A 24107-nucleotide genomic window follows, 5' to 3' on the forward strand; every position below is an offset into this window, starting at 1 on the left:
GGTAGGGAACCCCGGAACGTCGAGGGAGCCTGCGTGAGCAGGCTCCCTCGTCCGTCCGGGGTTCCCTCGCGGGGGAGGGGCTAGGCGGAACGGGCGAGGAGGGCGCCCATGAGGTCGAGCTGGGCCGGGTCCTCGAGGGCGGAGCCGACGGCGGCGACGCGGACGCCCGCGTCGAGGTACTCCTGCAGGTTGCGGGCGTCGAGGCCGCCGGTCGCGACGAAGCGCACATTCGGGAACGGGCCGCGCATGTGCTTGAACCAGCCGGAGCCGAGCCAGGTGGCGGGGAACGCCTTCACCCAGGTGAGCCCGAGCGAGACCGCCTGCTGCACCTCCGAGGGCGTGGCCACTCCGGGGAGCAGCGGCAGTCCCTCCGCCTCGGCCGCGGCCACGATCAGCGGGTCGAGCCCCGGCGAGACCAGGTAGCCGGCCCCCGCCGCGAGCGCCACCGGGACCTGCTCGGCGCGCAGGATCGTGCCCGCGCCGACGGTCTTGCCGCGCTCCGCGCCCAGTCGGGCCACCTCGCGCAGGGCGATCTCGTCCTCCGCGGTCTGCAGCGGCACCTCGACGGAGTCGATCCCGAGGTCCCACGCGGTCGTCGCGAGCGCGATCGAGCGCTCCACGCCCATCCCGCGGAGGATCGCCATCAGCGGTGCTCCCGCGAAGACGGTGTCGAACGTCCTGGCCCACTCGGTGGCGGGTGCGGTCGCGGTGGTCATCGTGCGGTCCTCTCGTCGACGGAGTCGCCCGACAGGGCGAGGGTGAGTGCGGCGCGGTCGTGCCCGCTGCGCAGGCGCTCGCCGAGGTCGGCGCCGAGCATCCGGGCCACGAGGTAGCCGCCGGCGAAGGCGTCGCCCGCGCCGACGGCATCGAGCACCTCGACCTCGTGCGACGGCTCGAAGACCGTCTCGGAGCCCGAGAACACGGTCGCTCCGATGTGGCCGTCCTTGACCACGAGCTCCGCGACTCCGGGGAGCAGCGCACGGACGTCGGTCGCGGTCGGCGTGCCCCAGAGGGTCTCGGCCTCGTCGCGGCCGACGAAGACGACGTCGGCGAGGCGGGCGAGCTCGGCGAGCGCGGGAGCCGCGTCCTCGGCGCTCCACAGGGCCGCGCGGTGGTTCACGTCGACGCTCACGGGGATCCCGAGCTCGCGGGCGCGCAGGGCGGCGCGGCGGAGGAACCGGTCGGCCGGCTCCGAGAGCGCGGCGGTGATGCCCGACAGGTGCAGCAGCGCGACCCCGTCGAACGGCGCCGCGTCGGCGTCCGCCTCGTCCAGGCGAGAGGCCGCCGAGCCGGAGCGGTAGTAGACGACGCCCCGCCCCGGGTCCTTCACGTACAGCCCGGTCGGGTGCTCCGGATCGGCGACCACGGAGGAGACGTCGATGCCGCGCGCGGACAGCTGGCGCCGGACCCGCTCACCGAGCGCATCCGCCCCGAGACGGCTGTGCCAGCGGGCCGGCACTCCGAGGGCCGCCGCGTGCGCGAGCACGTTCGACTCCGCGCCGCCGGCGTCGACGAGGAACCCGTCCGCCTGCGCCACCGAGCCGTCCGTCGGCACGACCACGGCCATGGTCTCGCCCATGGCCAGCAGCACGCCGCGCGCAACGGCCGCTCCCGACGAGCTCACGCCAGGTCGGCGACCGGCGCCGGATCCATGTCGTCGAAGGCCTGGTTCTCGCCGGCCATCGCCCAGACGAACGAGTACGCCGCGGTGCCGACTCCGGAGTGCAGCGACCAGCTCGGCGAGATGATCGCCTGGCGGTCGGCGACCACGAGGTGGCGCGTCTCCTGGCGCTCGCCGAGGAGGTGGATGACGCGGGCCTCCTCGGGAAGGTCGAAGTAGAGGTAGCACTCGGTGCGGCGGTCGTGGGTGTGCGCGGGCATCGTGTTCCACATCGAGCCCTCGTGCAGCGTCGTGACGCCCATGACGATCTGGCAGCTGCGCACGCCGTTCTCGTGGATGTACTGGTTGAGCGTGCGGCGGTTGCTCGTGGCCTGCTCGCCGAGCTCGCGCACGGTGCCCTCGCCCGGCGACACGAGCGCGGTCGGGTAGGCCGTGTGCGCGGGGGCCGAGAACAGGTAGAACTGCGCGGCTCCGTCGGCGTCCTCGAACGAGACCCGCTCGATCCCGCGGCCCAGGTACAGGCAGGCGCCGGTGACGAGGGTGTAGGTCTCGCCGTCGGCGGTCACGGTGCCGGTCCCGCCGACGTTGATCACGCCCAGCTCGCGGTGCTCGAGGAAGGTCTCGCTGCGGATCTCCTCGTAGCCGGTCAGCTCGAGCCGCTTGCCGGCGGGCGTCGCTCCGCCCAGCACGATGCGGTCGTGGTGCGTGTAGACGAGGCGGATCTCGCCCTCGACGAAGATCTCGGGCACGAGGAAGTGCGAGCGGAGGTCCTCGGTGGTCATCCCGGGGATCTGCGAGGGGTTGGTGGCGTAGCGCTGGTCCATGTCGGAGGCTCCTGTGTCGCGGGTGGGAGGGGTCATCGCACGAGCCAGCCGCCGTCGACGGGGAGCACGGTCCCGGTGACGTAGGCCGACGCGTCGGAGGCGAGGAAGACGAAGGCGCCCTGCAGATCGGCGGGCAGTCCCCACCGCCCGGCGGGGATGCGGGCGAGGATCGCGGCGTCGCGCGCGGCGTCGGCGCGCAGGGCCGCGGTGTTGTCGGTGGCGAGGTAGCCGGGGGCGATCGCGTTGACGGTCACTCCGGAGGCGGCCCACTCGTTGGCGAACGCCTTGGTGAGTCCGGCGACGGCGTGCTTGGAGGCGGTGTACCCGGGCACCGTGATGCCGCCCTGGAACGACAGCATCGACGCGACGCTGATGATCCGGCCGGAGCCCTGCGCGATCATCCGGCGGCCGGCCGCCTGCGTGAGGTGGAACACCGAGTCGAGGTTCACGCGGAGCACCTCGTCCCAGTCGCCGGCGCTGTGCTCGGCGGCCGGGGCGCGCTTGATGGTGCCGGCGTTGTTGACGAGCACGTCGATCCGCCCGAGCCCGTCGACGGCCTCGTCGATCGCCGAGTGCAGCTCGTCGGCGCTCGCCGCGGCGAAGTCGCGGCGGATCAGCACGACGCGGCGGCCGAGCGCCCTGATCGCCTCGGCGGTACCGGAGGCGTCGCCGCGGTCGATCAGGGCGATGTCGGCTCCGGCCTCGGCGAGGGCCAGGGCGGCTCCGCGGCCGATGCCTTTGCTGGTGCCGGTGACGACGGCGACGCGGCCGTCGAGTCGGAAGCTGTCGAGGATCATCGTCCTGCCTTTCGGAAGAGGGTCGTGAGCGAGCCGAGGCCGTCGACGCGCACGGTGACGGAGTCGCCGTCGGCCAGCGGCCGGTGCGCGGCGAGCGCGTCGGGCAGCTTCTGCGGGCTGCCGGTCGAGATCACGTCGCCGGGCTCGAGGGTGAGGCCCTCGCTGAGGTGGTGGACGAGCGCCGCCATCGTGAAGACGAGGTCGGCGGTGCTCTGCGAGACGGTGATCCGCCCCTCCCGCTCGACCTCGACGCGCAGGTCCTGCGGGTCGGGCACGTCGTCGGGAGTGACGAGCCAGGGGCCCAGCGGAGCGAAGCCGTCGGAGCACTTGCCGAGGGTCCACTGGCTCGAGCGGCCCTGCCAGGTGCGCTCCGAGACGTCGTTCATCAGCGAGTAGCCGCCGATGTGCGCGGCGGCCTGCTCGAGCGGGATGTCGCGGCCCGCGCGGCCGATCACGAGGGCGATCTCGCCCTCGTAGTCGACGTCGGTGGCGGTCGCCGGCAGGGTCACGGGGTCGCCGGGCGCCGAGAGCGTGTTGGGCGTCTTCACGAAGACGTCGGGAGTCGTCGGGACCGGCCGGTCCTCTCCTCCGCTGGGCACGTGGCCGCGGTAGTTGTAGCCGATGCAGAGGATCTTGCCCGGCACGACCGGCGGCAGCAGGCGCAGGGAGTCGAGTCGCGGGAGGTCGTCGCCGGACGCGGCCCCGGCGCGCTCGCGGGCATCGGCGAGGAGCGCGTCGTCGGCGAGCAGGCCGCTCACGGGCAGCGCGCCCAGGTCGAGCACGCGGTCGCCGTCGACGACGACGCCGGTGCGGTCGCCGTCGGGCGAGGAGTAGCGGAGGAGTCTCACCAGTAGGGCCGCCAGTCCGGTCGCGAAGCGCGCACGAGCGCCTCCAGGTAGAAGTAGTCGCCCCAGAGGGTGCCCTCGTCGACGCCCACGTCCTTCGGCAGGTCGTAGACGCTGTGCAGCAGGACCGTGTCGGCCGACTCGGGGGTCGCGGGCGCGCAGTGCTCGATCAGGGCGGCGAGCAGCTCGTGCGCCGACCGGCGCCAGTGCTCGGCGCGCTCCTCGTCGTTCTCCACGGAGGCGAGCTCGAAGAGCCCGCAGACCGCGATCGCCGCCGCGGAGCTGTCGCGCGGGGCGTCGCTCCCGTCGGTGTAGACGAGGTCCCAGTAGGGCACGAGGTCGGCCGGGAGGTGCGCGAGGAAGTAGTCGGCGCACGCGCGCGAGGCCTCCAGCACGGCCGGGTCTCCCGAGACGCGGTGGTTCATGGCGAAGCCGTAGATCCCCCAGGCCTGTCCGCGGGCCCAGCAGGAGTCGTCGAAGGCGCCCTGCTCGGTGCCGCCGTGCAGCGGCTCCCCGGTCTCGGCGTCCCAGTAGAAGGTGTGGAAGGTCGAGTGGTCCGGGCGGAGGATGTGCGTGCGCAGCGCCTCGACGTGGCGCCGCACGGCCTCGCTCTTCTGCGCATCGCCCGTCTGCTCGGCCGCCCAGGTGAGCAGCGGCATGTTCATCAGGGAGTCGATGATGGTCCGTCCCCGCTGCGCGGGGTCGCGGAGGTCGCCCCAGGCCTGCACGATGCCCGCGTTCTCGAGGAACCGCGTCATCAGCACGTCGGCGGCGGCCAGGGCGGTCGAGCGGCCCAGCGGGTCCTCGAGCAGTCGCCACGGCGCGACGGCCGAGAGCGTGTAGAGGAAGCCGAGGTCGTGGGTGTCGAGGTCCTCGCCCTCGTTCAGGCGCCGGGCGAAGTCCTCGAGGTGGCCGGCGGCCGCGCCGCGGAACACCTCCTCGCCGGTGAGCTCCCACGCGATCCACTGCATGCCGGGCCAGAAGCTGGTGGTCCAGCCGCGGTTGGCTCCCGCCGCGAATCCGGCCGTCGCCGGGCGCAGCTCGTACCGGCCGTCGGTGGTGGTGTCGTCCGGGTAGGCGCTGCCGAACCGCTCGATCATGCGGCGCACGACCTCGAGCGCATCGGCCAGGGCCCGCTCCGTCGTCGTCCTCGCGGAGGACGGGTGGGTGGTGGTCATGACGGTCTGTCCTTCGTCGTGGCTCACGCGGCGACCGGCTGGTCGGCGGGGAGGGCGGGCAGGAGGGTGTAGCGCGCGTCGGCCCAGACGAGGTACAGGGCGGGCGCCGCCGAGACGCCGAGGGCGAGGGCCGGCGAGAGGGTGAAGAGGTACGTCTGGAACGCGAGGACCAGCAACGACACGAGGGTCAGGTGCCAGCGGCGGGTGGCGAGGATCAGCGAGATCCGCAGGGTACGCAGCAGCGCGGCTCCGGGGGCCTCGATCAGCGCGACCAGCACGACCGGGGCGGTGCCGACGACGAGCAGCACGACGATCAGGAGGAGCGGCACGACGACCACTCCGATCTGCGACGTCGAGAGGAACCGCACGTCGACCAGGGCGATCGCGGCGACCGCGGTGGCCCCCGCCGCGAGGGCCAGGGTGCGGCCCCAGCCCTGCCGCCAGGCGGCCCAGAAGGTGCGGACGACGCGGGTCCCGCCCCGGCCGTGCTCGGCGAAGACCGCGAAGGCTCCGCGGACGGCCGGCGCGCACAGCGGCAGGGCCGCCGCGAGCAGCGGCCACGACCGCGCCGGGTCGGTGGTGATCAGCAGCAGCACCAGCGGCAGGCAGCCGATCACGAGCAGCACGTTGGTCGTGAGGATCAGGTGGACGACTCCGAAGAGCGAGGCGTAGAGGCCGTGCGGGATGCGGCGCATCTCAGCCCTTCAATCCGCTGGTCGCGATGCCCTCGACGAAGTACTTCTGACCGAGCAGGAAGACCACGGCGATGGGGATCACCGAGATGACCAGGCCCGCGAACAGCAGCGCGTAGTTGGCGTCGTAGAGGGTGCTGACGAAGCTCTGCAGTCCGAGCTGGATCGTCCAGAGGTCGGGGTTGCGGAGGTAGATCAGCGGTCCGAGGTAGTCGTTCCAGGTGGCGACGAAGGTGAGCAGCGTGAGGCTCGCGATCGCGGGGATCGAGAGCGGCACCATGATCCGCGCCCAGATGCCGTACTCGCTCAGCCCGTCCAGGCGCGCGGCCTCCGAGAGCTCCTCGGGGATCGTCTCGTAGAACTGCTTCATCAGGAACACGCCGAACGCGCCGAACGCCTGGATGAGGATGATCGCCCAGAGGGTGTTCGACACCTTCAGGTTCGACAGCAGGATGAACTGCGGGATCATGTACGACTGCCACGGCACCGCGATGGTGCCGATGTAGATCAGGAACAGCACGTCGCGACCCGGGAACCGCATCCGCGAGAAGCCGTAGGCCGCGAACGAGCCGGTGAGCACCTGCAGCACGGTCACGACGACCGCCAGGATCAGCGTGTTCCGGATCCACGTGAGCATCCCGGACTGCGCCCAGATGTCGACGTAGTTGTTCCAGACCCACGTGTCGGGCACCCACTTCACGGGCACCGAGAAGACGTCGTTCGGCGTCTTGAGCGAGCTCATGATCATCCAGAAGAACGGCAGCAGCAGGGCGGCCGCGGCGAGGATCATCACGGCGTAGCCGAGCAGGCGGCCCACGCGCGACAGGGTGGAGCGGCCGGCGGTCTTCCGGCGGGGCGCGAGCGGCTCGTCGACGCGCGGCAGGACGGGAGCGCCCTCGGGGATCAGCAGTCCGGTCATCGGGACTCACTCCTTCTGTTGAGGAAGAACTGCACGAGCGTGACGACGATGCAGAGCAGGAAGAGGACCACCGAGACCGCCGACGCGTAGCCGAACTGGTTCTCCTGGAAGCCCTTCTGGTAGATGAACTGCGAGAGCACGAGGGTGGCCTGGCCGGGCCCGCCCTGGGTCATCACCAGGATCAGATCGAAGATCTTGAACGAGTTGATGGTCAGCATCACGGTGACGAAGAACGTGGTCGGCCGCAGGCACGGGATCGTCACGTTGACGAAGCGCTGCCAGACGGACGCGCCGTCGACGCGGGCGGCCTCGTGGAGCTCGCGCGGCACCGTCTGGAGGCCGGCGAGGAACAGGATCATGTAGTAGCCCATGTCGCGCCAGGTGCTGATGATGACGACGGCGGGCATCGCCCACTCCGACGACGTCAGCCACCCGGGCGGGCTCGAGAAGCCGACCGCGCGGAGGATCTCGTTGATCGGTCCGTACTCGGGGCTGAAGAGCAGGTTCCACACGACCGCGATCGCGACGATCGACGTGATGTAGGGGAAGAACGCGGCGGTGCGGAAGAACGCGACACCGCGGAGCTTGTTGTTGAGCAGCAGCGCGAGCCCGAGCGAGACGATCAGCGTCAGCGGGATGTGCAACGCGGCGTAGTAGAGCGTGTTGGTCAGCGCGATGCGGAAGCTGCCGTCGCCGAGCAGGCGCTGGAAGTTCGCGAGCCCGACCCAGTTCGCCTGCCCGAACACGTTCCAGTCGGTGAGCGACATGTAGAAGAGCGTGATCACCGGCACGAGCGTGAGCGCCGCGAAGCCGAGGAAGTTCGGGAGGATGAAGGTGTACCCGATGAGGGTGTTCCTCACCGCGTACGCGGAGCGGCGCCGTTTGGGCGGCGGTGTCGACGTGCCGGCGTCGGCGGCGGCGAGGGTCGTCATGAGACCTCCAAGGTCTGGGCGGGGCTGGGGCTGAGGCTGTGCCGGGGTGGAGCGGAGGCGGTGGCCGGCCGGGGTCGGCCGGCCACCGCGGGGAGTCAGTCGGTGCCGACTTCGTTCTTCACGCGGTCGTCCGCCGACTTCACGGCGTCCTCGATGCTCGCGGAGCCCGAGAGGACCGAGGTGTGCAGGTCGAGCAGGATGTTCTGCACGGCCGCGGTCTTGGCCGAGGTGGGGTTCTCCGGCTTGGTGTCGTGCTCGGACCAGGCGGTCTTCGACAGCTCGTCGGTGGGTGCGCCCTCGACGGCGAAGTAGGCCTCGGCCACGGCGTCGCTGGTGAGCGCCGGGGTGATGCCGAGCGACGCGACGACCTCCGCGCCCTCCTCGCTCGCGGCGAACTCGAGGAACTCCTTGGCGGCGGCCGCCTTGGAGTCGTCGATGTTCGCGTTGATGCCGAAGCCGGTCGGGTCGCCGAACGTCACCGGGGTGTCGCCTTCACCGGTCGTCGACTCGTCGAACTGCGGGATCGGGGCGATGCCCCAGTTGAAGGTGTCGGAGTCGCCCGACTTCTGCTGGGCGATCAGCGACGCGACGAACCAGGTGCCCATCGGCATCATCGCGGCGTTCTGCTTGCCGAACTCGGCCTGGTAGGTGAGCTTGTTGGCGACGACGGTGTTGTAGTCGACCTGCGCGCCGGCGTCCTGCAGCGCGAGGACGCGCTCGTAGTACGGCTCGAGGTAGCTGTAGTCGCCGCCGAGGATGTCGACGTCGGGGGTCTGCGCGGCGGCGAAGCCCTGGACGGTCGACTGCCAGCTGTGGCCGTAGGTGCCGTTCGCGGTGCTGCCGGCGGCCGAGAGCGCGGTCTTCAGCGACTCGGCGTTCGACTCGTAGTCGTCCCAGGTCCAGGAGCCGTCGGGGTACGCGACGCCGGCCTGGTCGAAGAGGTCCTTGTTGTAGAAGAGGACCCACGAGTCCTGGCGGTAGGGGGTCGCCCACTGCTTGTCGTCGACCTCGTAGGCCTCCGCTCCGCCGATGGAGTCGGGGATCTCGACGTCCGAGACGTCCATCAGCTGGCCGCCCGACTGGTAGGTGACGACGTTCTTCACGTTCTTCTGCGTGATGATGTCGGGCCCGCTGCCGGCCGCGAGGTCCGCGGTCATCAGCGTGTCGTAGTTGGTGGCGTCGTACTCCTTGACCTCGATCGTGACGTCGGGGTCCTTCTCGCTGAACGCGTCGGCCAGGGCCTGGAACTCGGGCGTCGTGCTCAGGCTCCAGCCCGAGAGCGACAGGGTGACGGGACCGTCGGCGGGGGCGGCGGCGTCACCGCCTCCTCCTCCCGAGCAGGCGGTGAGGGACAGGGCGGCGGCGAGGGCCACCCCCGTGACGGCGAATCTTCTCTTCATGCGTGCTGCTCCTTTGCATCGGCGTGCAGGACCCCACCTCGGGTCCGCGGGTACCGGAGCGGCCGTGCGGCGCCTCCGGAGTCTGTGAGGACGTGCTCGGTGACCAGGCCGTCGGGCCAGGTCGCGGACACGTGCAGGTCGTCGCCCTCGCGGGCGACCCGGACGGCGGCGGCGAGCGGCGCGTCCGCACCCGTGAGGGTGATCAGCGCGACGACGGGCTCGCCGACCACGACGGGGACGCTCAGCACCGGCACCGCGACGCGGGGGCCGAGCGGCGAGGCACCGTCGCGCTCGACGACGTCGGGGTCGACGGCGCCGCCCGACAGCAGCGCGACCGCGCTCGTGCGGCCGGCCGAGGCGGCCGAGGCTCCGGAGTCGTCCGCCGCGGTCGCCACGTCGTCGCCGGCCGTCGCCCAGCCGCCGATCCGCAGGCGCAGATCCTCGGGTCGGACGTCGTCGGCGAGCGACTCGACGCGCACGACGCGCAGCTCCCACGGGCCGCGCACGAGCGAGTCGACGACCAGGTGCCCGGCGAGGCGGGCGCTGCCGGACAGGCCTTCGCCGTGCCGGTGCGAGGAGGCCGCCGCCCGGATCCAGTGCGCGTCCCACGACGATCCGGCGCGGCCGACGGAGCCGTCGATCGCCGTCCCCGTGCAGGTCATGCCGGTGCGGGCCGTGCCGGCGCCGGTCGCGTCCACGAGGGCGACGCTCTGCTCGAGCGGCTCGCTCCAGCCGCGCTCGTCGAGCAGCGGCGCCGCGGCCGTCGAGTAGCCCAGCCGGGCGTACAGCGGAGAGTCCGCCGAGACGGTGCCGACCAGCGCCTTGTCGGTGCCGTGGTTGACCACGCGGACGATGCCGTCGTCGCGGGTCCCCGAGACGATCCAGCCGGGGGAGGCGATGCTCAGCAGCTCGTCGGAGCGCTCGATCGGGAGCGGCTCGGCGGGGGCGGACCATACGGGATGGTCGGCCGGCAGGGCGATGCCGAGCATCCCCTTGACCGCCCAGTACGGCGATCCGGGGCCCGAGTACGACTGGGCGAGCGTGCGCCACTCGTGGTGCCAGCCCATCGTGAGCACACCCCGCTCGTCCGGAGCTCCGTGGTCGGCGAAGTGCGAGACGACGGCGCTCGCCGCGCGGCGGAGGGCGCCGGGCGAGTGCAAGGGCACCTCGGCCAGCACGCCGACCCAGAACGGGGCCGCGGCGGCGAAGCGGTAGATCAGGCTGCGGCCCTGCAGCAGCGGCGAGCCGTCGCCGCCGGTCAGGGCGAGCGCGTCCGAGAGGTAGCGGTCGAGCTGCGCGGTGTCGTGCGCCCGGCGCCCGGCGGCGAGCTCCGCCGCGCCCTGCATCCGCGACCACAGCACGGGGTACACGTGCAGCGCCCAGCCCACGTAGTGGTCGAAGGCGCGCTCCACGCCGTCGGCCATCCAGCCGTCCTCGCGCACGAAGGAGTCGTGCCGGGCCAGGTCGGCGGCGATGTCCTCGGCCGACCACGCACCGCCGACCGAGCGGAGGAAGGTCTGGACGACGATCCGGAACCAGACCCAGTTGGTCTGCGGGTAGGTGTCGTCGCCCACGACGGGCTCGAGGTAGGCGATGACGCGCTGCTGCGTGAGGGCGTCGAGGCGGTCCCAGATCCAGGGACGGGTGAGGTCGAGGACGAGGGCGATCGAGGCGGCCTCGACCTTCGCCTGCGCGTGCTCCTCGAGGCGGACCCAGCGGTCGGCGGCGTCGGGGTCGACGCCGGTCGCGATGCCGCGGGAGTAGAAGTCGATCAGGTGGTCGACGCCGACGCCCCGCTCGCCCGCGATGCGGAACCCGGCGAGGAGGAAGGTGCGGGCGAAGCCCTCGAGCCCGTCGACCGCGCGGCCGTAGCCGCCCTCGGCGCCCGGGAGGCGGATCCGGCCGTGGCCGTCGGACGCGTACTCCATGGCGGAGGAGAGGAGGGAGTCGGCGAAGCCGACCCAGCGGTCCCGCGACCAGTCGCCCTGAGGGTCCACCTCGTTCTCCTTCGAATCGATGTCAGTTCGCCCGCCAGCGGGCCGAACAAATCAGAAGCGTACACAGCGAAAAGCGACACAGCAAGACGCCCGGTGCTGTTAAATGATCATTACCGATCGAGTGAGCCCACTCGTCACCGCCTGCGCGACGGGGCTCCTCCGGTTACCGCTACAAATGGACACATCGATCGGAGACCGGACATGAGCGATCAGACGCTGCCACGACCTCTCGCCGCGGAGCGGCGCGCGCACATCCTGACGACCCTCGCCTCGGAGGGAGCGGTGCGGATCTCGCAGCTCACGGAGGCGCTCGGAGTGGCCACCGTGACGCTCCGCCGCGACCTCGTCGACATGGAGCGGGAGGGCCTGCTCAGCAGGGTGCACGGCGGCGCCGTCGCCCTCGCCTCCTCGGCCGAGACCCCCCGCTCGCCTCGAGGCGACGCGGCGACGCTCGGCTCGATCGCCGTGCTGGTCCCGTCGCTCGCCTACTACTGGCCGGGCGTTCTGCGCGGGATGGAGAAGGCGGGGGAGCGCCTGGGCTACGAGGTGATCCTGCGCGGAGCCTCCTACGAGCTGCAGGACGAGCGCCCCGTCCTCGAGCGCCTCCTGAAGTCGGGGGACGTGCGCGGGCTGATCGTCGCGCCGAACACCGACACCGAGCACTCGGGCGAGGTCATCCGCTGGCTCAGCGACTGCTCGGTGCCGGTGGTGCTGGTCGAGCGCGACGTCACGCTCGAGCCCGAGGGTGATCTGCAGCTCGAGACGGTCACCACCGACCACGCGCTCGGCGCCGTACTCGCCGCGCGCCACCTCGCCGAGCTCGGGCACCGGAAGGTGGGGCTCGTGCTCTCCCGCTCCTCGCCCACCTCGCGCAAGATCACGGCGGGCTGGCTGCGCGCCTGCCAGTCCCTCGGCCTCACCCCCGCCGACCACTTCGAGCAGCTGCTGCCCGACCGCTCGAGCCCCGAGTTCTCGGAGGTCGTGAACGCGACGCTCGAGACCGCGCGGGCGACGGGAGTCACGGCGCTGCTCGTCCACTCCGACCCCGAGGCGATGGCGTTCGTCGATCTCGCGCTCAACCGCGGCATCTCGGTGCCGGGCGACCTCTCGGTCATCGCCTACGACGACGAGGTGGCGCGGCTGTTCACGCCCGCGTTGACCGCGGTGAGCCCGCCCCGCGCCGAGGTGGGCGAGGCGGCGGTGCGCCTCCTGGTCGACCGGATCGAGAACCCGCGCCGGTCGATCTACCGGATCCAGCTGAACCCCGAGCTCATCGTCCGCGACTCGACGGCGGCGCCGACCCGCCGCTGACGGCGGCAGTACGGCGGAGGTGGATCTCGATACGGCCGCTCCGCGGCCTACTCGATCAGCAAGGGAGGGGCGCCCTCCGGTGGTCGCGCGATCGGCGGCGGTGCGCCCCCCTCTGCTGGTCGAGTAGCCGCGCAGCGGCGTATCGAGACCCGCACCCGCCAGAAGTACGGCGGACGGGGATCTCGGTACGGCCGCTCCGCGGCCTACTCGATCAGCAGGCGGGAGGGGGGAGTCCGCGCGTCGCTCCGGTCAGCGCAGCTCGACCAGCCCGCGGAACGGCTCCAGGCGCGGGTCCGCGGGGTCGAGCTCCGTCACCATCACGCTGATCGCGTCCCAGGCGAGGGCCCGCGCCAGAGCCGTGCGCTCAAGCTTCGTCGAGTCCACGAGCAGCACGGTCTCGCTCGACGACGCGACGAAGACGCGCTTGACCTGCGCCTCCTGCAGCGTCACCTCGCTGGTCCCGTCGATCGACACGGCCGAGGCGGAGGTGAAGAAGCGGTCGTAGTGCAGCTCGGCCGCGCTCGAGCACGCGAGCGGGCCGACGAAGCTGTCGGTCTCCTCCTCGAGCTCCCCGCCGATCAGCACCACGCGGGCGCGCGCGGCACGGCGGGCCGAGGCGTGGTTCTCGAGCGAGTTCGTGGCGACGAGCAGCTGCGGCGACTCCGGGGCGGCGCCGAGCAGGGTGCCGGCGGTGGAGGAAGCGTCGACCGCGATCGCGCCGCTCGCGGGCACGAGGGCGACGGCCTTCCTCGCGATCTCGCGCTTCGCGGCGGCTCCGGCGGCCAGGCGCTCGGCGAACGGGCGCGGGCGCAGCGCGGGCACCGCTCCTCCGCGGACCCGGCTGAGCCGTCCCTCCGCCTCGAGGTCGGCGAGGTCGCGCCGCACGGTCATGGTCGAGACGTCGAGCTCGGCCGCCGCGTCGTCGAGCCGCACGGCACCGTCGCGCTCGAGCAGGCCGATCAGGCGCGCGCGCCGCTCCGCCGAGTCCACCGTGGCCATGCCGCTCCCGTTCCGCGCCGCAGAGACGCCCGCGCGGTCGAGCGTATCCGCAGGTCGGGAGGGACGCTTCCCGCTACGCCCGCCTGCCGCCCGCCCGCTCGCGCACCAGGACGGCGGCCACGAGCCCCGCGCAGACGACGGCGATCACGGCGACGGTGCCGGCCACTCCGATCGCCGGCGCGGTCAGCGGTGCCGCGGCGACCAGCGCGACGGCGGGCAGCACGATCGCGGCCCGGAGCGGTTCGCGATCACCGAGCGGACGGTGGACCGCCCAGAGCAGGATCAGGTATCCGGCCACGGGGACGGCCACCGCGGCGCCGAGCACGAGCTCCGTCTCCTCGAGGTGCCCGGCGGTGGCCGCGACGGCCGACTCCAGCCCGGCTCCGAGCGCCGCCAGCGCCGCGAAGACGAGGTAGTGCGCGTAGCCCCAGCGGTACGACAGTCCGCGACGCGCTTCGAGGAGCTCGCCCGAGGGGTGGAGGTACGACAGCCACCACAGCGCGAAGACGAGCACGAGCGCCGCCAGCGAGACCAGCGCGAGCGGCGCGCTGAACCCGCGCTCGGCCAGCGACTCCTGCATCCCGGCCACCGCCGCCAGCACGCCCTCGCCGAGCAGGATGATCGTGAAGAGGCCGTACCGCTCCGCGATGTGGTGCGGGTGCCAGCTCGGCTCGCCCTTCCGCGCGGCGTACAGGGGGACGCACAGCTCCAGGGCCGCGAGCGCGACGAAGCTCACTATCGCCACCTGCTCCGGCAGCAGGAGCCTCAGGAGCCAGCCGACCTGCACGAGGGTGAACCCGATCGCGCTGCGCAGAGCGGAGCGGCGGTGCGCGGGCGAGGACACGGCGACGCGGACCCACTGGCTGACCAGCGCCATCCGCATGATCGCGTAGCCGATCGTGATCGCGGTGAAGTCGCCGCTCTCGAACGCCGTCGGCACCCCGGCCGCGAGGACGAGGACGCCCGCCATCTGCGCGAGCGTCAGCAGCCGGTACGGCACGTCGTCGGTGTCGTAGCCGGAGGCGAACCAGGTGAAGTTCATCCACGCCCACCAGATGGCGAAGAACACCATGCCGAAGGGGAGGAGCGTCTCGCCGGCGTGCCCCTCCTCGATCGCGTGGGCGAGCTGCTGCACGATCTGGGCGATCGCGACGACGAACGTCAGGTCGACGAGCAGTTCGAGCGGGCTCGACGCGCGGTGCTGCTCGTCGACGGAGCGCGGGCGCATCCTGACGAGGAGGGGCCGCGGGGCGGCGGTCATGCGGGGGGCCGGCGGCACGGGGAGCACATGCGGTCATCCTCCTCCTCGGCGGCGGCGCCGCGGCGCGGGCCCTCCTCCCTCCGACGCGTCGGACGACGAAGCGCTGACCGAGCAGCAGGGGCGGATCGCGTGCCTCGGCCCCGCGCGTCGAGACGGGCGGAGCCGAGTAGGTCAGCCCGCCCAGGCGACCTCGACGTCGAGGACCCAGGTGACGCCGAAGCGGTCGCGGAGCATGCCGTAGAGCGGCGACCAGCCGGACGGGGCGAGCGGCGCGACGATCTCGGCGCCCTCGGCGAGGGACTCCCAGTAGCCCGTGATCTCGTCGGCGTCGGTGCCGCGGACCGAGACGAACACCGGGTTCGTGCCCGGGTCGTACGCGGTGCCGGAGCGCACGTCGAAGGCCATCACGCGGAAGCCCGCCTCCGAGACGACCTGCCCCCACGAGAGCTGGTCGGCCTCGGCCGGGTCGGTCGTGAGCTGCGCCTGGTCGTTCGTGACGGCGTCGAGCCGGCCCCCGAAGACCGAGCGGTAGAACTCGAGCGCCGCGCGGGCCTCGCCGCGGAAGTTGAGGTGCGTGGTGGTGGTGATGCTCATGGGATTCCCTCCGATCGGCCGGGACGTCCTCCCGGCGGTACCCACTGTGCCGGGGGATGCGGACGGATCCTGTCCTCTTCTCGATCTAGCATCGGGACATGCCCTCTCCCAGTACGCGGATGCTCCAGCTGCTCTCGCTCCTGCAGCTGCGGCGGGACTGGCCGGGCGCAGTACTGGCGGAGCGGCTCGACACGACGCCGCGGACGGTGCGGCGCGACGTCGACCGGCTGCGGGAGATGGGCTACCGGATCCGCGGGACGAAGGGGCCCGACGGCGGCTACCGGCTGGAGGCGGGGACCGAGCTGCCGCCCCTCCTCCTCGACGACGAGCAGGCGCTGGCGCTCGCCGTGGCGCTGCGCTCGGCCTCGGCGAACGGGACCGGGCTCGAGGAGGCGTCGGCGCGAGCCCTCGCGACCCTTCGGCAGGTGCTGCCGACGCGGCTGGCGCAGCGGCTGGACGCGCTGCGGTTCACGACGGCGCCGGTGCCGGGGCCGACGGTCGCGCCCGAGGTGCTCGTCGCGGTCTCGGCGGCCGTGCGGGCGTCGGAGGTGCTCCGGTTCGCGTACTCCGGCTCGGGCTCGGGCTCGGGCGGACGGCGGCGGGTGGAGCCACACCACCTGGTGGCGCGGCAGGGGCGCTGGTACGTGATCGCGTTCGACCTCGACCGGGAGGACTGGCGGACGTTCCGCGCCGATCGCGTCTCGGATCCGGAGTCGACGCGGCGGCGCTTCGAACGCCGACCGGTGCCGGGCGGCACTCCGGCGGCGTTCCTCTCGGCGCGGTTCCGCGGCTCGGACGACGGTGCGTGGCCGTGCGTCGGGAGCGCGGTGCTGCGCAGTCCGGCCGCCGCGGTGCTGCCGTTCGCCGAGGAGGTCGAGGACCTCGGCGACGGGAGCTGCCGCGTCACGGCCGGGTCGTGGTCGTGGGAGGCGCTCGCCGCCTCCTTCGGGCGCTTCGGCGTGGACGTGGAAGGGGCGCGGCCGGTGGAGCTGGTGGCGGCGTTCGGCGTGCTCGCGGGGCGGTTCGCGTCGGCCGGCGCTGACGTTCCTCCGCGATGACCGCGCGCGTCCGCAAGGAACGACGACGTCCCCCTCCCCGAGAACTCGGGGGAGGGGGACGCCGTCGTGCGGAGCGGTCCGGCTACTCGGTGATGGTGAAGCCCTGCGACTCGCCGTAGGTCGCGAGGTTCTCCTGCCAGGCCTCGAGACCCGCGTTGAGGTCGGTGCCGTTGGAGTAGGCCTGGCCGACCGTGTCCGCGAACACGCTGTTCGCGTAGACCTGGAAGGGCAGGTACTCGAAGCCCTCGACCACGTTCTCGGAGGCGTCGACGAGGACCTTGTTGATCTCCTGGCCGCCGAAGTACTCGGGGGTCGCGTTCAGGAACGCGTCGTCGTTGAGCTGGGCGGTGGTGGAGGGGAACCCGCCGCCGTCCAGGAACACGCCGATGCTCTCGTCGGAGTTGTTCAGCCAGCGCAGGAACGCCGCGGCGAGGGCCGGGTCGTCGGTCTGCTCGATGACGGACTGTGCGCTGCCGCCGTTCTCAGCGGTGGCGGCCGAGCCGTCGTAGCTCGGCAGCGGGGCGACGCGCCAGTCGCCGGCTCCGTCGGGGACCGAGCCCTCGAGGATCCCGGGCATCCAGGCTCCCGTGATCAGCGTCGCGATCGTGCCGTTGCCCAGCGCGGTGAACCAGTCGTCCGACCAGGTCGGGATCGGCGAGAGCAGGCCGGGCTCGAGGAGCTGGTTCCAGGTGTCGGCCCACTTCTTCGAGCCCTCGTCCTGCAGATCGATCGTGACGTCGGTGCCGTCGGTCGTGAACGGCTGTCCGCCGGCCTGCCAGATCAGGGGGTCGGCGAAGCCGGGGTCTCCGGCGTCGTTGGTGATGAACTTCGACGGGTCGGCGGCGGTGAGCTTCGCCGCCTCGGCGATGTACTCGTCCCAGGTGGTGGGCACGGCGAGGCCGTACTGGTCGAAGATCGCCTGGTTGTAGAGCATCACCATGGGGCCCGAATCCTGCGGGAGGCCGTAGAGGCCGCCGTTGAGGTTGACGGCGCTCCACGTCGACGCGGTGTAGTCCTCCTCGAGGTCGGCGAGCCCGTAGGGGGTGAGGTCGAGCAGTCCGTCCGACAGGGCGAACTGCTGCATCGCGTAGTACTCGATCTGGGCGACGTCGGGCGCTCCCGAGCCGGCCTTGATGGCGTTCTGCAGCTTGGTGTACTCGTCCGTCGCGGTGCCGGCGTTCACGACCTCGACCTCGACGTTCGGGTACTCCTCCATGAAAGCGGCGGCCTGGTCGGCGCCGGTGGGCGTCCAGGTCCAGTAGGTGAGCTCGCCGCCGCGCTCGAGGGCGGCGTCGAGGTCGGCGGCCGACCCGGAGGAGGCGGATCCGGTTCCGGAGTCGGAGCTGCAGGAGACGAGGGACATCGCGGAGATGCCGGCGACGACGAGCCCGGCGAGCACGCGGCTCCGGGTGCCTCGGCGGAGTTCGAACATGGTGGTCCTTTCACTTCTTCGTGGTGGGGAGGGAGTGCTGTGCGGGAGGGTGGTGCAGGTGCGCGGGGCGGACCCGGGGGGTCAGCCCTTGACGCTTCCGGCGCTCAGGCCCGACTGCCAGAAGCGCTGGAGGAACAGGAAGATCACGACGATCGGGACGATCGTGATCAGGGAGCCGGTGATGACCAGGTTGTAGATCGGCTCGGCCGAGACGCCGCTGGCCTGCGAGCTCCACTGGTTCAGACCCACGGTGAGCGGGTACCAGGTCGGGTCGCTGAGCATGATCAGGGGCAGGAAGTAGTTGTTCCAGGTGGCGACCACCGAGAACAGCGCGACGGTCACGACTCCGGGGGTCAGCAGCTTCAGCGAGATGGTGAAGAACGTGCGCATCTCGGTCGCGCCGTCCAGCCGTGCGGCCTCGAGCAGCTCGGTCGGCACGGAGTCGATCGTGTAGACCCAGACCAGGTACAGCCCGAACGGCGTGATCAGCGACGGCAGGATGATCGCCCACGGCGTGTTCGTCAGGCCCAGCTGGCTGAAGAGCAGGAACGTCGGCACGGCGAGCGCGGTACCCGGCACGGCGACCGCGCCCAGCACGACCGCGAAGTAGGCCTTCTTGCCGGGGAACCGGAACTTCGCGAGACCGTAGCCGCCGAGGGTGGCGAGCAGAGTCGCTCCGCCCGCGCCGACGACCACGTAGAGCAGCGTGTTGCCGAGCCAGCGGAGGAAGATGCCGTCGTCGTAGGCGAAGGTCGCGACGACGTTCTCGCCCAGCACGAAGCTGTCGCCGAAGCCGAGTCCGAACGAGCTGAACAGGTCGGCCTGCGTCTTGGACGCGTTGATGACGAGCCACAGCAGCGGGACGAGCGCGTAGAGGAGGAACGCCAGCATCACCAGCGTCAGCGCGACGGACTTGCGGGGCCGGCTGATCGATCCGGCGCGGCGGACCCGCGGGTTCAGGGTGCGCAGGGTGGTGCTCACTGGTCTTCCTTCCGGCTGCCGCGCAGCTGCACGACGTAGGCGATCGTGGCGGTGATGACGCCCATGACGATGGCGACGGTGGCCGCTGAGTTGAACTGCTGGCCGGCGAACGAGAGGTTGTAGGCGTACATGTTCGGCGTGAAGTAGGACGAGATGACGTTCTCAGCGAGCGGCTTCAGCACGTTGGGCTCGTTGAAGAGCTGGAAGCTGCCGATGATCGAGAAGATCGTCGCGATCACGATCGCGCCGCGGGCCGCGGGCAGCTTGATCGCGGTGATGACCTGGAAGCCGCGCGCGCCGTCGATCTCGGCGGCCTCGTACAGCTCGGCGGGGATCGTCTTCAGCGCCGAGTAGAAGATCAGCATGTTGTAGCCGATGTACTCCCAGGTGACGATGTTGCCGATCGAGGCGAGGATCCACTGGCTCGAGAGCGGTCGCAGGACCTCGGCTCCGAGCAGGTCGTTGATGTTGGCGGTGAGCCCGAAGTTGTTCCCGTAGAGGAAGCCCCAGATGAGGACGGCGACGACGGCCGGCACCGCGTAGGGCAGGAAGATCACCATCCGGAACAGGCCCGACGCGTAGAGCCGCGCGCTGTCGATCGCGAGGGCGGCGATCAGCGAGAGGAGCAGCATGACCGGCACCTGCACGAGCAGCACGAGCACGACCCGGAGGAAGCCGTCCCAGAACTGCGGATCCGAGAGGACCGCGGCGTAGTTGTCGAGGCCGACGAAGCTGTTGCCGCCGATGATCCGGTTCTGGAACAGGCTCAGCCAGAACGCGTAGGCCAGCGGAGCGAGGAACACGAGCACGAACACGGCGGCGAAGGGGCCGGTGAACTGCCAGCCGCGCCAGTCGCGGCGCGCCCTGGTCGGTCGCGGGGGCGCCGGCACGTGGCGGTCGTCGTCGGAGCGGAGGCGCTCCACCATCGTGGTCATCGGCCGGTCTCCTCTGCATCGGTGCGGAGCACCCGGACGTCCCAGGGTCCGAGTTCCACGGTGGTGCCGGGAGGGAGCTCCCGGCCGGTGAGCGCATCGACCGCCGCGCTCTCGAGCGTCGCGGCCTGCGGGGCCCAGCCCCAGTTGAAGACGAAGACGAAGCGCGAACCGGAGGCGGTGCCCGAGGACACCGTCACCGCGGGGTGATGAGCGGTGACCACCGGCTCCGTCGCCGTCAGCGCGAAGCGGACGACCTCCCGGGCGAGCTCGGGGTCCGGCACGGTGCCGACCACGGTGATGTCGCCGCGGTCGTACCGCGCGGTCGTCACGGCGGGGAAGTCGCCGAACCGGGGATGGATGTAGCTCGCGAGCACGGTCGCCCCGGTCGGGAGGAGTCCGTCGATCCACAGGGTCGCCCGCGCGTCGGCCGAGAGCGGGAGGAGGGTCGAGCCGGTCACGGGGACCGGCGTCGGCACGGTGCTGAACTCCTCGTAGCCCACCTGCGCCGGGCCGGCGAGGCGCGCCGGCGCGGGCTCGATGCGGGCGCGCGCCTCGTCGTCGCCGTAGGCGGTGCGCGGGCCGATGACCAGGTGGCCGCCCAGTGCCGCGTACTCGCGCAGCAGCTCGAGGTCGTCGTCGGTGCAGACGTACAGCGCCGCCGCCACGATCACGGGGAAGCGCCGGGCGAGTTCGGCGGCGCCCAGGCCGCGCGCCTGCTCGACGTGCAGGATGCGCGCCTGGCCGCCGGCGTCGACGATCCCGCGGTGGAAGGAGTCGACGATCCGCTCGTAGGACTCCTCGTCGGGCCGGCCGTCGCGGCTCAGCGGCGGCATGAACTGCAGCGCGTACCGGCTCGAGGTCGACCAGAGCACAGCGGCGTCCGCATCCGGGACGTAGCCGTCGAGCGCGTCGCCGAGGGCGGCGAGGTCGCGTCCGATCGCCGAGACCTCGGAGTAGACGCGGCCGGGGACGAGGCTGTGCGGGAGGACCCCGCCCCAGTAGGTCTCGGCGCCGAACGGCAGCGTGTGCCAGTGCCAGTACTCGATCATCGCCGCGCCGCGCGCCACGAAGGCGAGGGCCGACTGGCGCAGCTGGCCCGGGTAGGGCGGGAGGTTGTTGTCGGCGGTGTCGATGGCCTGCGCGTTCGTCTCGGTGACGAGGTAGCGCTGCTGACGGGAGGCGTAGAGCCGGTCGGCCTGGCGCAGCAGGCCCGGGACGCCGGACGTCGTCCAGTAGTTCGGGTGCTCGTGCTCGACACCGATCTCGAGGTGGTCCTGCATGCCGTAGTAGGGGTTGCCCGCTCCGATGTCGAGGGCCTCGAACACGGCCCGCTCGTCGACGCCGCGGCGCGGGTACTGGAGGCAGGTGGTCACGAACTGGTCCTCGCGGGAGTACTCGCGGACGAGGCCGGCCTGCCACGCGATGAAGTTGGTCGTCACCGCCGACTGGTACCGGCGCCACGCCAGGTCGTACTGCGGGAAGGTGTTGCCGTCGGGGCGCCAGAGCTCGCTCCAGTCGTCGATCCGGTGCGACCAGTAGGTGAGGCCCCACTCGCGGTTGAGCGTCTCGACGTCGCCGTACTGCTCGCGGAGGCTGCGCACGAATCCGGTGAAGACGCCGTGGTTGTGCAGGAGCTCCAGGCCCGGCTCGTTGTCGACCTGGTAGCCGATGACCGCGGGGTGCGCGGCGTAGCGGCCGATGATGCGGCGGATCACGCGCTCGGCGTGGAAGCGGAACGCGGGGTGCGAGTAGTCGACCTCCTGGCGGGCGCCCCAGGCGATGCGCTCGCCTGTGCGCCGCTCGCCGGCGATCTCGGGGTGCGCGGTCTGCAGCCACGGCGGCACCGCGTAGGTGGGGGTGCCGAGGATCACGCGGATGCCGCGCTCGTGGGCCTCGTCGAGCACCCGCTGCATCCACTCGAGCTCGAAGACGCCGTCGCGCGGCTCCCAGGTCGACCAGACGGATTCGCCCACCCGGATCGCGGTGATGCCCGCCGCGACCATCAGATCGAGGTCCTCGATCAGCCGGTCCGAGACGTGGTACTCGGGGTAGTAGGCGACACCGAGCAGGATCTGCTGCGGCAGTGTCGGCGATGCGGAAGTCATGGCTCTGGGCACTCCATCGTGGTGAACTGTTCTCGATAACAGTTGGCAGAGGCGATTGTGATCGACAACATTGGAAAAAGCAAGACCGCCCCGACGGAGGACCGCATGACGACGACCACCGACCCCGGGACCCCGGGTCCTCCGACGACCGGCACGATCTACGACATCGCCCGCGTGGCCGGGGTCTCGCACGCCTCCGTCAGCCGCTACATGCGCGGCCTCGACATGCGGCCCTCGACGAAGCAGAAGATCGAGGCCGCGCTCACGACGATCCGCTACCGGCCGAACCTCAGCGCACGGGCGCTCATCTCGGGGCGGTCGATGCGGATCGGGGCGCTGACGCACGAGGTGAGCCAGGTCGGGCCGAACCGCATCATCCAGGCCGCGACGAGCGCCGCGCGCGACGCCGGCTACCTCCTCGACGTCGTGACCCTCGACATGGCCGACCCCGCGGAGCTGCAGGACGCCCTCCAGCTGCTCACCCGGCACGACCTCGCCGGGCTCCTGGCCTTCGCGTCGACGGACGGCGTGCGCGAGGTGTTCGAGCACACCGACTTCGGCGTCCCCGTCGTCATCGCCGCGGAGGAGGAGGCCGACGGAGCGACGCTCGCCGCGTCCGGTCACGGCGTCGTCGAGCTCGTCGACCACCTCGTCGAACTGGGGCACGAGGAGTTCGTCCACATCGCGGGCCCTGCCGCCTGGTCGGCCGCCCGGAACCGGTTGCGCGCGGTGGTCGCGGCGCTCGAGCGGCACGGCCTGCCCCCGGCCCGCATCCTGCACGGCGACTGGTCGGCGCGCTCCGGATTCGAGGCGGTCGCCGCCCTCGAGCGCCTGCCGACGGCGATCCTGGCCGCGAACGATCAGATGGCGCTGGGTGCGCTGCACGCCCTCGATGCACGCGGCGCGTCGGTCCCCGGCGACGTCAGCGTGACGGGCGTCGACGACACTCCCGAGGCGGCCTACTTCACGCCCGGCCTGACGACGCTCCGGCTCGACTTCGAGGCGCAGGGGAGGGAGGCGCTGCAGGCGCTCCTGGACCGGATCGAGGATCCGGCCGCAGCCGATCGAGCGGGCGCGCCCCGTCCGTCGCTCGTCGTGCGCGCCTCGACCGGCCCGGCCCGCTGACGCGGCGTCAGTGCGGCGCGGGCCCGGAGGAGCGCCGCGGGACGAGCTCGGAGGCGAGCGTCACGTGCGGTGCGGCGTCGACCCCGTCGATCAGCGCGAGCAGCTCGCCGAGCGCCGAGCGGCCCTGACCGGCGAAGTCGACCCGGAGGGTCGTCAGCGGCGGCACGAGGTAGGCCGCCTCCGGGATGTCGTCGACGCCGGTCACGCTGACGTCCTCCGGCACGCGCAGCCCGCGGTCGGTGAGTGCGAGGACCGCTCCGAGGGCCATCTGGTCGTTCGCGGCCACGATCGCCGTCGCGCGGACCTCGTCGAGGCCGCGGACGAGCTCGTAGCCGGAACGAGCCGACCAGTCGCCCTCGAGCACCGCCGTCGAGTGCAGGCCGTGCCGGGTCACGGCGCTCTCGTAGGCCTTGCGGCGGTTGCGCGCGGCCGACCAGGTCGGCGGGCCCGCCAGGTGCAGGAACTCGCGGTGGCCCAGGTCGGCGAGGTGCGCGACGAGGGCCGGGAAGCCCTGAGTGGTCAGCTGCGACGGAGAGCCGGTCGCGTCGTCGTCCTCCTCGACGGCCAGGTGCGCCGGGACGCGGAAGCGGGTCGTGCGGAAGGCGCGGGTCATCTCGTCGGTCGAGGCGAGGGCGAGGACACCGGCGAGCTCGTGCTGGGTGACCAGATCGAGCGCCTCCTCGATCGCGGCGGAGTCGCTCATGTCGAGCGAGACGATGTCGAGGACGTAGCCGGCCTCGCGGGCGGCGGTGCTCGCTCCCTGCAGGATCTTGCTCGGCCCGACCTGGTCGATCTCGTGGGTGAGGGCGCCGATGCGGTGCGAGCGCCGGGCGCGCAGCGAGCGCGCGGTGAGGTTGGGGCGGTAGTCGAGCTCGGCGAGGGCCGCCTCGACCCGCGATCGGGTGGCGGGCCGGATGCCCTCGAAGCCCTGCAGGAACCGAGTGACCGTCTGGTGCGACACTCCGGCGACGCGGGCCACGTCGTAGATCGTCGCCTGCTTCGCGGTCGCGCGCGTGGGAAGCGATTCCTCCGCCATGGACCTCCCCCTCCGAGCACCGGTGCCGGGCCGATGTCGATCCAGTGTGGCGCGCAGGCTTGCGC

Annotated in this window: 22 protein-coding genes; 3 read left to right on the forward strand and 19 right to left on the reverse strand. The window is 72.0% G+C overall.

What is annotated here, in order from left to right:
- Positions 1-80: 80 nt before the first annotated feature.
- The 11 genes from ASF48_RS08005 to ASF48_RS08055 all read right to left on the reverse strand — a co-directional run bounded on the left by ASF48_RS08005 (position 81) and on the right by ASF48_RS08055 (position 11205).
- Entirely contained in the window at positions 81-716 is a 636-nt protein-coding gene (locus tag ASF48_RS08005; protein ID WP_055789492.1) for a bifunctional 4-hydroxy-2-oxoglutarate aldolase/2-dehydro-3-deoxy-phosphogluconate aldolase, read from the reverse strand.
- Complete coding sequence (locus ASF48_RS08010; protein WP_235577212.1) at positions 713-1624, reverse strand: sugar kinase; 912 nt, start codon at positions 1622-1624, stop codon at positions 713-715. The genes ASF48_RS08005 and ASF48_RS08010 overlap by 4 nt, the downstream gene beginning before the upstream one ends.
- Positions 1621-2481: a 5-dehydro-4-deoxy-D-glucuronate isomerase gene (gene kduI / locus ASF48_RS08015; protein ID WP_235577213.1), complete on the reverse strand. Its 861-nt coding sequence runs from the start codon at positions 2479-2481 to the stop codon at positions 1621-1623. Before kduI ends, ASF48_RS08010 begins: the two co-directional genes overlap by 4 nt.
- A complete protein-coding gene (gene kduD, locus ASF48_RS08020) occupies positions 2478-3242 on the reverse strand; it encodes a 2-dehydro-3-deoxy-D-gluconate 5-dehydrogenase KduD (RefSeq protein ID WP_200919725.1) in 765 nt (254 codons plus the stop codon). Before kduD ends, kduI begins: the two co-directional genes overlap by 4 nt.
- The gene (locus ASF48_RS08025; RefSeq protein WP_157603106.1) at positions 3239-4090 is read right to left on the reverse strand and encodes a fumarylacetoacetate hydrolase family protein; all 852 of its coding nucleotides are present in this window, start codon (positions 4088-4090) and stop codon (positions 3239-3241) included. Before ASF48_RS08025 ends, kduD begins: the two co-directional genes overlap by 4 nt.
- A complete protein-coding gene (locus tag ASF48_RS08030; protein ID WP_055789498.1) occupies positions 4087-5265 on the reverse strand; it encodes a glycoside hydrolase family 88 protein in 1179 nt (392 codons plus the stop codon). The genes ASF48_RS08025 and ASF48_RS08030 overlap by 4 nt, the downstream gene beginning before the upstream one ends.
- Positions 5266-5288: 23 nt before the next feature.
- The gene (locus tag ASF48_RS08035; RefSeq protein ID WP_055789501.1) at positions 5289-5960 is read right to left on the reverse strand and encodes a DUF624 domain-containing protein; all 672 of its coding nucleotides are present in this window, start codon (positions 5958-5960) and stop codon (positions 5289-5291) included.
- Between the two features lies 1 nt (position 5961).
- Entirely contained in the window at positions 5962-6876 is a 915-nt protein-coding gene (locus ASF48_RS08040; RefSeq protein ID WP_055789503.1) for a carbohydrate ABC transporter permease, read from the reverse strand.
- Positions 6873-7808, reverse strand: a complete 936-nt coding sequence (locus ASF48_RS08045) for a carbohydrate ABC transporter permease (protein ID WP_055789508.1) — start codon at positions 7806-7808, stop codon at positions 6873-6875. Before ASF48_RS08045 ends, ASF48_RS08040 begins: the two co-directional genes overlap by 4 nt.
- A gap of 95 nt (positions 7809-7903) precedes the next feature.
- On the reverse strand, positions 7904-9208 hold the full coding sequence (locus tag ASF48_RS08050; RefSeq protein ID WP_055789512.1) for an extracellular solute-binding protein: 1305 nt from the start codon (positions 9206-9208) through the stop codon (positions 7904-7906).
- Positions 9205-11205, reverse strand: coding sequence for a DUF2264 domain-containing protein (locus ASF48_RS08055; RefSeq protein WP_055789515.1), 2001 nt, complete (start codon positions 11203-11205; stop codon positions 9205-9207). Before ASF48_RS08055 ends, ASF48_RS08050 begins: the two co-directional genes overlap by 4 nt.
- 201 nt (positions 11206-11406) lie before the next feature.
- Here ASF48_RS08055 and ASF48_RS08060 point away from each other — a divergent pair, with 201 nt between their 5' ends.
- Positions 11407-12516, forward strand: coding sequence for a substrate-binding domain-containing protein (locus ASF48_RS08060; RefSeq protein ID WP_055789519.1), 1110 nt, complete (start codon positions 11407-11409; stop codon positions 12514-12516).
- A gap of 249 nt (positions 12517-12765) precedes the next feature.
- Here ASF48_RS08060 and ASF48_RS08065 read toward each other — a convergent pair whose 3' ends face one another.
- The 3 genes from ASF48_RS08065 to ASF48_RS08075 all read right to left on the reverse strand — a co-directional run bounded on the left by ASF48_RS08065 (position 12766) and on the right by ASF48_RS08075 (position 15370).
- Positions 12766-13515: a DeoR/GlpR family DNA-binding transcription regulator gene (locus ASF48_RS08065; protein WP_055789521.1), complete on the reverse strand. Its 750-nt coding sequence runs from the start codon at positions 13513-13515 to the stop codon at positions 12766-12768.
- 73 nt (positions 13516-13588) lie between these two features.
- The gene (locus ASF48_RS08070) at positions 13589-14776 is read right to left on the reverse strand and encodes a low temperature requirement protein A (RefSeq protein WP_200930995.1); all 1188 of its coding nucleotides are present in this window, start codon (positions 14774-14776) and stop codon (positions 13589-13591) included.
- Between the two features lie 171 nt (positions 14777-14947).
- Positions 14948-15370, reverse strand: a complete 423-nt coding sequence (locus tag ASF48_RS08075; RefSeq protein WP_055789524.1) for a VOC family protein — start codon at positions 15368-15370, stop codon at positions 14948-14950.
- 98 nt (positions 15371-15468) lie between these two features.
- Here ASF48_RS08075 and ASF48_RS08080 point away from each other — a divergent pair, with 98 nt between their 5' ends.
- Positions 15469-16428 (forward strand): helix-turn-helix transcriptional regulator, encoded by a 960-nt coding sequence (locus tag ASF48_RS08080; protein WP_055789528.1) that lies wholly within the window; start codon positions 15469-15471, stop codon positions 16426-16428.
- Positions 16429-16510: 82 nt separating this feature from the next.
- On the opposite strand, the gene ASF48_RS08085 is transcribed toward ASF48_RS08080, so the two are convergent.
- The 4 genes from ASF48_RS08085 to ASF48_RS08100 all read right to left on the reverse strand — a co-directional run bounded on the left by ASF48_RS08085 (position 16511) and on the right by ASF48_RS08100 (position 21881).
- Positions 16511-17860 (reverse strand): ABC transporter substrate-binding protein, encoded by a 1350-nt coding sequence (locus ASF48_RS08085; RefSeq protein ID WP_055789531.1) that lies wholly within the window; start codon positions 17858-17860, stop codon positions 16511-16513.
- Between the two features lie 81 nt (positions 17861-17941).
- On the reverse strand, positions 17942-18751 hold the full coding sequence (locus ASF48_RS08090; protein ID WP_055791367.1) for a carbohydrate ABC transporter permease: 810 nt from the start codon (positions 18749-18751) through the stop codon (positions 17942-17944).
- Between the two features lie 86 nt (positions 18752-18837).
- Entirely contained in the window at positions 18838-19776 is a 939-nt protein-coding gene (locus tag ASF48_RS08095; protein ID WP_082481135.1) for a carbohydrate ABC transporter permease, read from the reverse strand.
- The gene (locus ASF48_RS08100; protein WP_055789533.1) at positions 19773-21881 is read right to left on the reverse strand and encodes a beta-galactosidase; all 2109 of its coding nucleotides are present in this window, start codon (positions 21879-21881) and stop codon (positions 19773-19775) included. The genes ASF48_RS08095 and ASF48_RS08100 overlap by 4 nt, the downstream gene beginning before the upstream one ends.
- Positions 21882-21986: 105 nt before the next feature.
- Here ASF48_RS08100 and ASF48_RS08105 point away from each other — a divergent pair, with 105 nt between their 5' ends.
- The gene (locus tag ASF48_RS08105; protein ID WP_055789536.1) at positions 21987-23006 is read left to right on the forward strand and encodes a LacI family DNA-binding transcriptional regulator; all 1020 of its coding nucleotides are present in this window, start codon (positions 21987-21989) and stop codon (positions 23004-23006) included.
- Positions 23007-23013: 7 nt separating this feature from the next.
- Here the strand turns inward: ASF48_RS08105 and ASF48_RS08110 are convergent, their stop codons facing one another.
- The gene (locus tag ASF48_RS08110; protein ID WP_055789538.1) at positions 23014-24042 is read right to left on the reverse strand and encodes a LacI family DNA-binding transcriptional regulator; all 1029 of its coding nucleotides are present in this window, start codon (positions 24040-24042) and stop codon (positions 23014-23016) included.
- Positions 24043-24107 lie beyond the last annotated feature (65 nt).

Source organism: Rathayibacter sp. Leaf299, from assembly GCF_001423055.1.
GTDB classification, from domain to species: Bacteria; Actinomycetota; Actinomycetes; order Actinomycetales; family Microbacteriaceae; genus Rathayibacter; species Rathayibacter caricis.